General features: G+C 41.8%; 12 protein-coding genes. 7 read left to right on the top strand and 5 right to left on the bottom strand.

Features of this window, described 5'->3' with window-relative positions; all coding sequences use genetic code 11:
• Nucleotides 1–47: 47 nt before the first annotated feature.
• Nucleotides 48–3,446, bottom strand: coding sequence for a S8 family serine peptidase (locus tag P4S60_RS17375; protein WP_337116762.1), 3,399 nt, complete (start codon nt 3,444–3,446; stop codon nt 48–50).
• Between the two features lie 247 nt (nt 3,447–3,693).
• On the opposite strand from P4S60_RS17375, the gene P4S60_RS17370 reads away from it, so the two are divergent.
• Together P4S60_RS17370 and P4S60_RS17365 are read left to right on the top strand one after the other, a co-directional pair.
• Complete coding sequence (locus tag P4S60_RS17370; RefSeq protein WP_063700612.1) at nt 3,694–4,164, top strand: DUF2721 domain-containing protein; 471 nt, start codon at nt 3,694–3,696, stop codon at nt 4,162–4,164.
• 98 nt (nt 4,165–4,262) lie between these two features.
• On the top strand, nt 4,263–4,715 hold the full coding sequence (locus P4S60_RS17365) for a c-type cytochrome (RefSeq protein ID WP_063700610.1): 453 nt from the start codon (nt 4,263–4,265) through the stop codon (nt 4,713–4,715).
• Between the two features lie 61 nt (nt 4,716–4,776).
• On the opposite strand, the gene P4S60_RS17360 is transcribed toward P4S60_RS17365, so the two are convergent.
• Complete coding sequence (locus P4S60_RS17360) at nt 4,777–5,427, bottom strand: cytochrome b/b6 domain-containing protein (protein ID WP_337116760.1); 651 nt, start codon at nt 5,425–5,427, stop codon at nt 4,777–4,779.
• A gap of 140 nt (nt 5,428–5,567) precedes the next feature.
• Between P4S60_RS17360 and P4S60_RS17355 the strand changes: the two genes are divergently transcribed.
• The gene (locus P4S60_RS17355) at nt 5,568–6,287 is read left to right on the top strand and encodes an AzlC family ABC transporter permease (RefSeq protein ID WP_337116759.1); all 720 of its coding nucleotides are present in this window, start codon (nt 5,568–5,570) and stop codon (nt 6,285–6,287) included.
• Nucleotides 6,284–6,583, top strand: a complete 300-nt coding sequence (locus tag P4S60_RS17350; protein ID WP_063700605.1) for an AzlD domain-containing protein — start codon at nt 6,284–6,286, stop codon at nt 6,581–6,583. Before P4S60_RS17355 ends, P4S60_RS17350 begins: the two co-directional genes overlap by 4 nt.
• Here the strand turns inward: P4S60_RS17350 and P4S60_RS17345 are convergent.
• Entirely contained in the window at nt 6,580–7,734 is a 1,155-nt protein-coding gene (locus tag P4S60_RS17345) for an iron-containing alcohol dehydrogenase (RefSeq protein ID WP_337116757.1), read from the bottom strand. The two genes, P4S60_RS17350 and P4S60_RS17345, sit on opposite strands and share 4 nt — an antisense overlap.
• Nucleotides 7,735–7,896: 162 nt before the next feature.
• Between P4S60_RS17345 and P4S60_RS17340 the strand changes: the two genes are divergently transcribed.
• Together P4S60_RS17340 and P4S60_RS17335 are read left to right on the top strand one after the other, a co-directional pair.
• The gene (locus P4S60_RS17340; RefSeq protein ID WP_337116756.1) at nt 7,897–8,763 is read left to right on the top strand and encodes a LysR family transcriptional regulator; all 867 of its coding nucleotides are present in this window, start codon (nt 7,897–7,899) and stop codon (nt 8,761–8,763) included.
• A 67-nt stretch (nt 8,764–8,830) separates the two neighbouring features.
• Complete coding sequence (locus tag P4S60_RS17335; RefSeq protein WP_105174404.1) at nt 8,831–9,313, top strand: glutathione peroxidase; 483 nt, start codon at nt 8,831–8,833, stop codon at nt 9,311–9,313.
• 52 nt (nt 9,314–9,365) lie between these two features.
• Here P4S60_RS17335 and P4S60_RS17330 read toward each other — a convergent pair whose 3' ends face one another.
• The gene (locus P4S60_RS17330) at nt 9,366–9,554 is read right to left on the bottom strand and encodes a PA3496 family putative envelope integrity protein (RefSeq protein WP_082389337.1); all 189 of its coding nucleotides are present in this window, start codon (nt 9,552–9,554) and stop codon (nt 9,366–9,368) included.
• 391 nt (nt 9,555–9,945) lie between these two features.
• On the opposite strand from P4S60_RS17330, the gene P4S60_RS17325 reads away from it, so the two are divergent.
• A complete protein-coding gene (locus P4S60_RS17325) occupies nt 9,946–10,746 on the top strand; it encodes a YggN family protein (RefSeq protein WP_337116754.1) in 801 nt (266 codons plus the stop codon).
• 65 nt (nt 10,747–10,811) lie between these two features.
• On the opposite strand, the gene P4S60_RS17320 is transcribed toward P4S60_RS17325, so the two are convergent.
• Nucleotides 10,812–12,254 (bottom strand): aminotransferase-like domain-containing protein, encoded by a 1,443-nt coding sequence (locus P4S60_RS17320; RefSeq protein WP_337116753.1) that lies wholly within the window; start codon nt 12,252–12,254, stop codon nt 10,812–10,814.
• Nucleotides 12,255–12,320 lie beyond the last annotated feature (66 nt).

Genomic DNA, 12,320 nt, shown 5'->3' with positions numbered 1-12,320 from the left:
GTAAAAAGGGAGCCGAAGCTCCCTTTTATCACTTACTTATCAAGTAATTACTTTTGCTTACGACGACGCATAAATGCGAACGGTGCAGCAAGTAATGTTAACCATGCTAGTGAACCTGAAGAAGATTTCTTCTTCGGCTCTTCAACTACAACTGGTTGCTCAGACGCTTCATCAGCTAGGTTGTTAACTGTAACAGTTACCATCGCAGACTCTGAAACATTACCTGATCTGTCAGTTGCAACAACTTCAAGCTCAATTGATGTTAAACCAGCGTCATAATCAAGTACGTCTTGATTCATAACTACAACATCACCTGAAGACGTTACTGACACAGCCGTTGAAGTTGAGCTAATTACGATAAACTCAGTTACAGGGCTTGCTAAGTCAGCACCGTAAGTTGCTTCTAAGGTACCAATTACCGTACCGTTTTCTGCATTTTCATTTACTGAGAACTCAGCATCAGCAACAACTGGTGGAGTGTTTGAATCAGATTCAGGTGTTGCAGCATATGCTTTAGAACCTGAGTCTGAAAGGATCATGAAATCTTCACCTGCATTGTATAATGTCGCTGAAGCACCTGGTTCAATTGAACTAACCACTTCACCAGCGTCATCAACAATCATTGCATATACATCGCTTGATGCATCAGTGAATGTGTAAGTACCCATTGCAACATCACCTTCACCTGATGCAATTGGCGTCCATGTTTCTTCTTCTGTACGGAAACGAATGCTTGCACTCGCTTTACCCATATCTTCAGCAGTTAGACCAAATGCTTCAATACAGCTTTGCATTGTCAAGTGGTTATTACCGATGATTTGATAAACATTGTCTAAGAAACCAGACGCGCTACCGTAACCGTGTGTAAAGGTAATTGCTGTGCCTGGCTCAACATCGTAGAACCATTCTAACTTACCATTTTGTACCGTTACATCGTATTCGCCATCTTGGTCCATATCGAAGTCAGCCATGAAGCCACCCACATAAGAGTGTGTAATACCTTCATTTAGAACAAGCGTCGTTAATGTCACAAAACCGCTTTCACAGATTTCAGTTGATACAGCAAACGTTTCGATTGACGCACCCACTAAGTCAAAGCGTTGGTCTTCATCAACATCATCAGTCATTACTGTTGGCGCGAACACTGGCTCAAGTGCTACAGCACCTGTGTTTGTCACTTTATGTGCAACACCATTATCTGTTACCACAGGCATGAAGCTCATTGCTGCATTTGCTTTTGGTAATACGTGATAAACAAGGTGGAAAGCTTCATCACTACCTTCAGAGAAGATTAACGCACCATCAAGTTCTAGGTTAGTTAAATCTACTGATGCGTCTTGTGAACCGATGTTTTCATCCGTTAATGTCCACTCTGGTAACGTTGCAGGATCAATTGTCGCAGTTACGTCGAATGACATTGTTTGACCTGCAGGCACTGTGATTGACTCTGGGTAATCAAGAGCGAATGAACCACGCTCAACATCATCTGCATAACGTTGTTCAAGAGAAAGTGTGTACACTTTATCTTCGTTAGAGAAGTTCTTAACTTGAACTGTTTTAGTTAGCTCAACGGTTTCTGATGCATTCACTAAACCAAACGAAAGTGCTGCTTGTTTAGTATCTGCAGCCCACGCTGCAACTGGTAAGTTAGCCGCTTTGTTTACATCAACAAGACCCGCACCGATGTAACTAATTGGTGCAAGCTCAGCATCAGGGTTGATTGCTAATGGCTCCATAGTCACATTTAGGTTTGCAGTGTTCATTAACGTCGCTTTGATTTCAAACGCGTTACGCTCTGGTAGCGCTTCTTTTAATAAGCTCACCGCACCTGCTGTGATAGGACCAGAGAATGATGTACCCGTTGCGCCTGTAAGACCATCACCAAGACCCGGATGAGCAGTCATGATGTTAACACCTGGTGCAGTAATTTCTGGTTTTAACAGACCGCCCATTGAAGGACCACGCGATGTAAAGTCTGCAATCGCACCAGACATAACAAGACGCTCAACCGTTAAATTAAATGTACCGCCCGCTTTAAGCGCTGTACCTGCTGCAAATGTTACGCCTACTGAAGGAATAGTAACAAGTGGCTCAGAACCACCCATTGGTGCTGGCGTACCATCATCAGTGTTGTTTGCGATAATAACAAATACTGCGCCTTTTTCTTGTGCGTAATATACTTTCGCACTGAAGTTACACGCACCACGGTCAAGAATTACGCCTTTACCTGTGAAATCAACATCATCAGCAAACGCTTCACATGCTGTTTGGTTTGCGTCAGGGTAAACTAGCTCAAGGTTGTCACTGGTGTAACTGAATGCGGTTTGTGGACCGAAGCTGGCTGGTTGTACAATCGCTTCTTCACCATTAACTGTACCACTACCAACTGATTCTTCACCTGTAGGGTGAGTCATTGCACCTACTGAAAGAGCGTTTTCAGTTGTACTTGGACCACCAACGATGAACGGGTATGCACCGTCATTACCAGCAGAGATAACAACGTTTGTGCCAAGCTTAACCGCTTGGTTGATGAATAAGCCTACAGCATCGTTGGCAATATCACCGTAATCACCACCTAGTGACATATTTACAACGTCAACACGGTCGCTCATATCACCGTCACCATTCGGATCCATTGCGCTTTCAAGTGCTAATAATTGCGCAAGACCTGGACAGCCACTATTACACACAGAGTAAACGAATAAATCTACGTTTGGCGCGATACCGTTAACAGAGTGAGAAACGTGTGTACCGTGGTTAGTTGTCACATCGATAGGGTCAGCATCATCATTAATAAAGTCGTAGCCGCCTAATACCTTACCTTGTGGCCAATCTACAGAAGCAGGGTCAGCAATCGCTGCAGCATAGGCTTCGTCTGTACCCGCACCGCCAAAAGCAGTGTGAGTGTAGTCAATACCTGTATCAAGTACAGCAACACGAACACCTTCACCTGTTGCTAAACCATTAGAAACTAAAGGCGTTGCTTCAATATAGTCAGCGCTGTCAGCAACATGCAACTCATAATCGTATACTGGGTAAATACCCTCAACTTGAGAATTCGATAGTAACTTAGCAACATCTTGCTTGTTACCATTCACTACGATTGAGCTTACTAATGTTGATGTTTTAGCAACAACTTGTACTGGTAAATCCATGCTATTAATAGCTTGTTCTACGCTTGCTTGCGCTACTTTTGCTTGCGCTTGAATTGATGCTACATCTGCACCCATTGTTTTCGCATTAATTGTTGCTGGAGCATTTAATTTTACTAGCCAGCTTGTCGCTTCACGATGAGCTTTCTGTTCTTTTTTAGTGACGGCGCTCGATTTAATTAATTTTTTACCGGCAAGATTATATTTAGAAAAGTCATTAGCTTGTGCACTAGCGCACATTGCACTGGTTACAGCCAAAGCAACTGCAGTTCTTTTTATTAGATTATTAGACATGGGTTCCCCTGGGATATGTTATGTTATCGTCTAAATAGTGATTGAAACTACGTTTCAGTCCCAATATAAAACGGAAACCCAAACAAGAACAACATTTCCGTTACATTAGCGTTACATTCAGTGCGTAACCGAACAACAAAACAGCTGTAAGCATATGTTTTTTTGAGGTTTAAACATGCAAGCTAGAGTTGTAAACATTTGTAAATGAACATCATGTATTGAGTTTTAATAAATAGAGTACGGTTAAATGAATTCAGAAGTAATCAACATTCTTACTATGGCAAAAGTGATTCAAACTGCTGTTGCACCGGTCTTTTTAATTACCGGTATTGCAGCAACGTTAGGGGTACTTTCAAACCGCTTAGCGCGTATTACCGATCGAGCGAGACAGTTAGAACGTAAGCTTAAAGTCAGTACCGATGAAGACTTCAATAAGTCGCTGACAACAGAGTTAAGAGCACTGTTAAAACGCTCACGCTGCATTCATATTGCATTTAGTCTGAGTGTACTCAGTGCTTTATTGGTGTGCGCCGTGGTCATGTGCTTATTCTTATCACACATTCAATCAATTAATTTAAGCGTGACGATTGCTAGCTGTTTTGTGGCTGCTATGGCACTGTTGATTTGTGGTTTTTTATCTTTATTAGGCGAGGTTTTCTTAGCAACAAGAAGCATGCGCCGCGGTATGATTTTCGCTGACATAGATATTAATGATTAAACTTAAGTTAAGATTAACCGCAATACACTTGAATATTATATTGGGCTAAGATACAACTCAGTTAGTTTACTTTTATGACATCTTAAGGGGCAAAAGGAATGAAATTAAAACAATTAGTGCTAGGTGCAATGCTTTCAACAATGGCACTGGGCGCATCAGCAAATTCTGTATTTGAAGAACCAAGCGATGCAATCGAGTATCGTCAGGCAGCATTTTCAATGATCCGCGTACAAATTGGTGACATGGGCGATATGCTAAAAGGAAAAGTACCTTTTGATGCAGAACGTTTTCAAAAGCGTGCAAACAATGCAGCGGCATTATCAAAAATGCCTTGGGAAGCTTTTGTAGCGGGTTCTGATAAAGGTGATACATCTGCACTTGCAGCTGTTTGGAGCGACAACGAAACCTTCATGAAAAAAGCAGTCGCTTTCCAACAATATGCTGATGAGCTAGCAGTAGCTGCACAAAGTGGCGACCAAAAAGTAATTGGTAAAGCATTTGGCGCATGGGCTAAAGGTTGTAAAGATTGCCATAAGTCTTTCAAAGACTAGCCTCGAAATCATTTAAACTAAAAAGGCGCTTATTAGCGCCTTTTTTCATGTTTTGAAGTTGCTACCCAAGCAAATAGCTGAGCGGCTCTGCGCCCCACGTCGTAAATAACACCACTAAGCATACTGCAAAAATAATAAAAGCGAGTACAGGTGATTTAGTGACAGGCTCAGTGACCGATACCTGATCGCTACTGCCCGTTAGCATTGGTTTCACTAAGTTCTTACCCTTGATACGGTAAATCACAATCGCCAGAATATGTAACACTATGGCATACAACAAAATATCAAAGTTTAGATGGTGCAACCAACCAGCAAGCTCTACGGTGTCTGTTGATACATGCGCCACCAGCGGGCCATCCGTTAAAATATCGTCACTAGTCATTAAGCCCGAGGTTAACTGCACAATAAGCAAAGCAAAGAAAGCGATCACCATATAACTACCCGCCGCACCATGACCCGCCTTATGCTCACTGCTTTTAAACGATTTTATTGCCGCAACAGGCGAATGAATAAGTGCAGAGAGTTTTGCCGTTTTGCTACCAATAAGGCCCCAAACAAGGCGTGTAATAATAAGCGCCAAGGTAAAGTAGCCTGCAGTAAAGTGCAGCTCCAACATACCTTCTTCAGCACTAAAATAGAGTGTTGCGATGGCCGCAACTAATAACCAATGGAAGCTTCTTATAAAGCCATCCCATACTTTAACTTTAGACATTGTAACTTTCCCTTTAAAAGACGCTTATAACTTGCAGATATGAAATTTCAGCAACGGGTTCGGCTATACATTATTGCAAACTTCAGTTATTTTGACACACCTCTATTTCAGCTGTTTTGATCTGAGCCATAACAACAAACATGAGCGATAAGATACATAAATCAACAATAAGAGCCTTGCTAAAAGGATTTTTCGACATGCTTCCCTTATGCCTTGCGGTGTTACCTTGGGGGATTTTATGTGGTTCGTTAGCTGTTCAAAATGGCTTCAGTGCTTTAGAAACACAAGCTATGTCGTTGTTGGTATTTGCAGGCTCAGCACAACTCGTTGCGATTGAATTAATGGCTGGCAATACCCCGCTTTTAACTATCTTATTTACCACTCTCATTATTAGCTCTCGGCACTTTTTATATGGTTTAGCTATTCGCCACAAAGTCATTGATCAACCCTTTCGTTGGCGCCTGCCTGTGAGTTTTGTATTGACGGATGAATTATTTGCTTTTTCGCATCATCGCAAAGCCTATCGCACAAAAGTGCGCCTTATTTATGCACTCAGTGCCGGGTTTAGTTTTTACATTGCGTGGAATATCTGGACCCTGCTTGGTATTGTCGCAGGTAGCTTGCTCCCCGATTTAACACACCTAGGGCTTGATTTCGCCATCGCAGCCACGTTTATTGCTTTAGTTATTCCGGGTGTAAAGAACCTTGCAACACTGGCTACTGTGATCACCGCTGGCGTTGTTGCAACGATATTAAAAAATCAGGGCTTTCAACTTTGGCTTGTCACTGCGGCTCTTATCGCTATGACAGTGGGTTACCTAATTAGTCGCTGGCAGGCAAAAGAGGAGCATACACAATGATGACCACCATTTTATTAATGGCGTGTATCACCTTCTTCACACGTTACTTATTTTTGCACCGTGCATTACCGTTTAAAGTCGGCCCAAAAATGCAGCAATTTTTAAGTTTTAGTGCCCCAGCAGTACTCACCGCAATTTGGGTGCCCATTGTGTTTATTAATGACGAAGGGATAAATCTAGATTGGCAAAATCCCTACCTAAGTGCTGCTATCGTATCTGTTATCGTGGCTTATAAGACGCACAACATATACTACACAACACTGGCAGGGATGGGATTATTTATAATCTTAAGCTAAACGCTCGCTAGTAAAATCGCGCGGCTTTTTTCAAGTGTAACTTGCTCACGCTCACCAAGCGCCGTCATACCATGGCGCTCAAGCTGCGCAACAAGTTTATCTGCAACACTTTCATCTAGCTTATAATCGCTTAAACGAGTTGGCATTTTAACACTATGGAAAAATGCTTCTGTTGCAGCAATGGCGTTATCAATCGCCGCATCTTCATCGCTGATATCAAGGCCTAACACTCGCTCTGCGTATTGTAATAGCTTGCCACGCTTCGTGTCTTTTTGCTCTGCCATCATACGCGGTAAAACAATCGCTAATGTTTGTGCGTGGTCCAAGCCATACACCGCCGTCATTTCGTGGCCAATCATGTGGGTTGCCCAGTCTTGCGGTACACCTGCACCAATCAAACCATTTAATGCCATAGTTGCTGACCACATAATATTCGCACGCACTTGATAGTTATCAGGCTCAGAGAATGCTTTTGGCCCTTCTTCGATAAGGGTCATTAAAATCCCCTCAGCAAAGCGGTCTTGTAATTTGGCACCCACATCATATGTTAAGTATTGCTCCATCGTGTGCACAAACGCATCCACAATACCATTCGTTACCTGACGCTCAGGTAATGAGAATGTCACTGCAGGATCAAGAACTGCAAAACGAGGACGCACAAACTCACTGGCAAACGGCAGTTTGTCTTGAGTTTCTAAGTTTGATACAACACTGAACGTGTTTGATTCTGAGCCAGTTGCAGGTAATGTCAGTACAACGCCAAGTGCTACTGCAGATTTAACTTCAGCGCCTTTTGCTAAAATATCCCATGGTTCGCCAGTAAATTCTGCCGCGACGGCAATAAATTTACTACCATCCACCACTGAACCACCGCCTACAGCTAAGATATAGTCAATTTGCTGCTCTTTAACCAGCTCTACCGCTTTCATACATGTTTGGTAACTTGGGTTTGGCTCAATACCCGCAAATTCAAACCAAGTATGCTCACTTAATGCGGCTTTAACTTGATCATAAACACCATTTTTCTTGATGCTGCCGCCACCATAAGTAACAAGTACCTTGGCATTTTTTGGGATCTCATTTTGAATTTCTTTAATTTTTTGCTCACCAAAATGAATTTTGGTTGGATTCTCAAAGCTAAAATTTAACATGCTTACTCCCTTATATTTGTGAGTATTAATCAGTGACTCGACTATTGTAGTTGTTTTTATATAGGGATAAAGCCAGTAGATAGATAATCACTTTTGCAGACATGCAACAATAAACAGCCTAAACTGCTATTAATTTACTGAGGCATTCTAGGGTACAAGATAATGTGGCAAGGCTTAGAGGAATTTTTATATGTTGTTGAGCACGGCAGCTTTACTCATGCAGCAAAGGCTATGGAAGTATCAACTTCACATATTAGTCGACAAATACAACAACTTGAAAACCGTTTAGGCTCGGTGTTATTTCAACGTACCACTCGCAAAATAAGTCTTACCGATGCAGGCCGTGAATACGCAGTAAAATTAAAAGCAATTCGCCAAGAGTTAATCGATGCAAACAATCAATTACAAGGTGAACAACGTCAACCCAAAGGGCTAATTCGCATCACAGGAGCAGGCGAGTTTGTGGCAAACCAAGTTGCACCGAAAGTGGCTGAGTTCGTAAGGCGTTATCCTGAGGTAGAAGTCGATCTCGACTTTAATAGCCGCAACGTCAATTTAGTTGAAGAAGGCTTTGACTTAGCTATCCGCTTTGGCAGGATGCAAGACTCGAACTTAATTGCCCGCCCGTTATGTAAGCGTGCTATGACACTTGTTGCTAGCCCAGAATATTTAGCCAACCACACTCCCCTCAAAACACCTTACGATCTGGCTGAACATAATTGCTTAATCACCATGCGAAAACGTTGGCGATTTAATATTGACGAAGAAATCAAAGAAGTTCGTATTGATGGTAATTGGCGCAGTAACCACCCTCAGGCAATTTTAAATGCTGCTGTAGCTGGAGTTGGCATCGCCCACTTAGCGTTAGATATTGTGGAGCCTTACTTAAAAAATGGCCAATTGGTTAATATTCTGGATGAGTTTCAGGTTGGTGATAATGCATCTTGGTTAGTCTACCCAAGAAAAGATCTATTACCGTTTCGTGTACGTTTACTAATAGAACACTTAACCAATGCATTTGCTGATTAAAATTTACCCTTTTAGAAAAATGCCAAGCACGTTAGAATCACTGCAACAATAATAAAAAGTTATCACTATGAGCGAATTTCACCAACTCTCTGCTACCAGCCTACAGGGCCAAACCGTTGACTTTTCTGATTTTGAAAACAAGGTCGTACTTGTTGTAAACACTGCAAGTAAATGTGGCTTCACTCCACAATATGAAGGCTTACAAGCACTGCATGAAAAATATCATGAGCAAGGCTTAGTAATAATTGGCTTTCCTTGTAACCAATTTGGTAAACAAGAGCCTGGGGATGCGAAGGAAATTAAAGAAGGCTGCCTTATTAACTATGGCGTTAGCTTTTTAATGATGAGCAAAGTCGATGTGAATGGCGAACATGCTCACCCTGTCTTTAGATACCTAAAATCAGAGTTGCCGGGCTTTATTACCCGCAAAATAAAATGGAACTTCACCAAGTTTTTAATTGGTAAAGACGGCAAAGCCATTAAGCGATATGCGCCACTAACAAAACCTGAGCAGCTCGAGTCAGACATTGTTACTGCACTTAGCAAGTAACAATGTCTTAAAGCAATAAAGAGGCAAATTGCCTCTTTATCTAAATTTATGCTTAGTCGTTCAAGTACTCGTCAAAGTCGTCATCGCCTAAGTTTCTACGCAAGCGTTTTTGTTCAAGATAGTCTTCCAACTTCTTCTTAACGCGTTGCTTTTTCTTGTCGTGTTGATTACGCCCGACCATTTCGTACTCGTCTTCAACAAAATCGTCATCTAGCGCGTCATAACTAAATGTCTTACCCACAACCCACTCCATAAAGTGTTTGAGACCAATTCAGGAGATTAAAATTTGCTCGATGAATTGGCAAAGATTAAAAAGCTCAGTAGTAATTTAGTATCTAAAAAACCACCAAAATAAAGCCATACACCCATGCTAAATAGGCCATATGTCAATATTGTGAATAAATAGCGCTAAATTCGATTTCTGAAAAGTGAGAGTTTTTTATCGTTTCGATAAAACACATTTATGCACGTGTATTTTTTAGTTAATTTGACTAAAAAGTGGTTAAAAATTTATTTTCATCACTTTAGTAAAAACAGCCAAAACAACACAACAATTTGAAATATATGAAATTATTAACTTTGGCATCTTAATTGATTATGTATTTGTGTCATTTCAAACAGGAAAGAAAAAAATGAAAAAGTTATTGTTAGTAAGTTCTTTATTTATCGCTACCAGCGCAATGGCTCATAACGATAATGATACAAATATTTCATTCAGCGGTGAGCAATGTGATGTTGAATTTAAAAATGATGTACGCATCACACCTAGCGAGTTAGAAGTATACACAGCCGATAATCGCACGATGAAAATCATCGATCAGCACACTTTGTATATCGATGGTCAAAGCGTATCGCTTGATGCTTCACAACAGCAAGCAATTGCAGATTACTCAGACAGCTTACGCAGCCAACTTCCTGAAGTAGCAAATATTGCGCTTGATGGCGTAAAAATCGCAGGCGTAGCAATTGAAGAGGTGTCAAAAGCCTTCAATATTGACGGCCTAAACGACATTTCAGAATTAATGGACGATATCAGCGTAGAAGTGCAAAACGCTTTCTATCAGCAAGGTGCGTTCACCATGGGTCAGCAAAATTTCGAAAAATTTGGCCAAAACTTTGAAGACCAATTTGATGAGCAAATCGAATCAGCAGTCGAGTCAGCCATGATGCAATCGATGGGCAGTATTTTAGTGGCGCTAGGTTCTGAGCTTTTAGGCTCAGGTGGCGACATGGATGAATTTGAACAACGTATGGAAAACATGGGCGCACAAATCGAAGCGCGTGTAGAAACACAGGCAGCTCAACTGGAAGAGCGCGCAGATGCATTATGCGGCAGTTTTGCAGATATCGCTCATAAAGAACAAGAGTTAGTAGCGCTAGTACCACAACTAAAAGAGTACCAACTATTTACTTTCAAACAGAACGCAGAGTAATTGACTAATTAACATCCCTGAACCAAAAACTTGGTCCTTTCGCGCAGAGCTTGCTCTGCGCTTTTTTATTTTTTAGCCAGCACAGTCAGTTGCGATAACGTTTTAATCGCCTGTTCTAAGTTCTCAGACCAAGGCAAGCCATAACTTAAACGAAAACAGCTACGGTACTTTTTACCCGCTGAGAATATCAACCCTGGTGTAATGCTGATCCCAGCCTCCAGTGCCAAATGGAATAACTTTACCGCATCATATTGGCTACCAAGGTCAACCCAGATAACACAGCCCCCTTGTGGGTTACTAATACGCGCACAATTTGGCATATATTGCTGCAGGCACCAAATCATGCGCTCTTTGTTGGTACTTAAGCGCTGTCTAAGCAAACGAATGTTACGGTCGTACTCACCGCTGGCTATAAACTCATACAAGGTCCACTGGTTTATAAGTGGCGCAGAGCAACTAAGCGCGCGTTTATGTCGCCTTGCTTGTTCAGCAAACTTACCGGCAATGATCCAACCAATGCGGTAACTAGGTGCGGCTGTTTTTGAAAACGACGCGCAGGTGATCACTAAGCCCTTTTTTGAATAAGCTTGTGCAGGAGTGGCACGCTTAGCTGTAAAATGTAAGTCGCCATAAACATCATCCTCAATAAGCACCACGTCGCGCTGCTCTAAAAGTGCTACTAATTGCTCACGCTTGGCATCAGGCATAAAACTGCCAACTGGGTTATTTAATGAGGTTGAAAACACACAGGCTTTTATATCATGCTCATCGAGTGCTTGAGCCAAATCATCTAGCCATATTCCTTCATCAGGACACAGCGGTATTTCCAATGCCTTTAAACCTAAGCTTTCAATTAACTCGATAATGCCAAAATAACAAGGCGACTCGATAGCAATAACATCACCGGGTTTAGCAACACACTTAAGGGCAATCGCCAGTGCTTCTTGAGCACCATTGGTGATCACTAATTCGTCGCTATCAACCCCAATACCAAAGTCCAGATAGCGATGAATGAGTTGTTTTTTAAGTGGTGCAAAGCCATCCATCGGCCCGTAATTAATGGCCGATGCACCCGCTAATGTCATTACTCGGCGCATTGTTCGTGCCAGCGCTTTATCTGTCGGAGCTGCGGCTACAGGGTTGGCGATACCAAATGGCACCACATTAGCTTTATGGATAGCGCTATAGACTTGCTCAATCAAGCCTTGCTTATTGACTGTGGTCGGCTCTCGACTGAGCCTAACTCGCTTTGGACGAGACTGATTTAGCTGTGAAGACTTTAAAAAGTAACCTGACTTTTCTCTGGCTTCGATCAGCCCTTGCCCTTCAAGTAATTGATACGCTTGCTTTACCGTTGGAATACTAATATTGAGCTTGTCTGCCATTTTTCTGAGCGAAGGTAATTTTTCACCCGGTAATAACGAGCCTTGCATGCAAAGATCTCTAACTAGCTGAATAACTTGTTGATATAAGAACTCACTGTTACTACGACTGATAACTTGTGACATAGCCCACCAAACTGTATAGGTTGCATTTCTAGTTTTCTGTATATGTTAAGTATACAGAAGCGGACT

This window comes from Pseudoalteromonas sp. Hal040 (assembly GCF_037162425.1).
GTDB lineage: Bacteria > Pseudomonadota > Gammaproteobacteria > Enterobacterales > Alteromonadaceae > Pseudoalteromonas > Pseudoalteromonas gelatinilytica.
Note: the sequence above shows the minus strand (reverse complement) of the source record. Positions and strands in the feature narration are given on the sequence as shown.

Coding starts and splice junctions, on each gene's coding strand:
- P4S60_RS17375 (WP_337116762.1), bottom strand. CDS start 3,446: ATGTCTAATAATCTAATAAAAAGAACTGCAGTTGCTTTGGCTGTAACC.
- P4S60_RS17370 (WP_063700612.1), top strand. CDS start 3,694: ATGAATTCAGAAGTAATCAACATTCTTACTATGGCAAAAGTGATTCAA.
- P4S60_RS17365 (WP_063700610.1), top strand. CDS start 4,263: ATGAAATTAAAACAATTAGTGCTAGGTGCAATGCTTTCAACAATGGCA.
- P4S60_RS17360 (WP_337116760.1), bottom strand. CDS start 5,427: ATGTCTAAAGTTAAAGTATGGGATGGCTTTATAAGAAGCTTCCATTGG.
- P4S60_RS17355 (WP_337116759.1), top strand. CDS start 5,568: ATGAGCGATAAGATACATAAATCAACAATAAGAGCCTTGCTAAAAGGA.
- P4S60_RS17350 (WP_063700605.1), top strand. CDS start 6,284: ATGATGACCACCATTTTATTAATGGCGTGTATCACCTTCTTCACACGT.
- P4S60_RS17345 (WP_337116757.1), bottom strand. CDS start 7,734: ATGTTAAATTTTAGCTTTGAGAATCCAACCAAAATTCATTTTGGTGAG.
- P4S60_RS17340 (WP_337116756.1), top strand. CDS start 7,897: ATGTGGCAAGGCTTAGAGGAATTTTTATATGTTGTTGAGCACGGCAGC.
- P4S60_RS17335 (WP_105174404.1), top strand. CDS start 8,831: ATGAGCGAATTTCACCAACTCTCTGCTACCAGCCTACAGGGCCAAACC.
- P4S60_RS17325 (WP_337116754.1), top strand. CDS start 9,946: ATGAAAAAGTTATTGTTAGTAAGTTCTTTATTTATCGCTACCAGCGCA.
- P4S60_RS17320 (WP_337116753.1), bottom strand. CDS start 12,254: ATGTCACAAGTTATCAGTCGTAGTAACAGTGAGTTCTTATATCAACAA.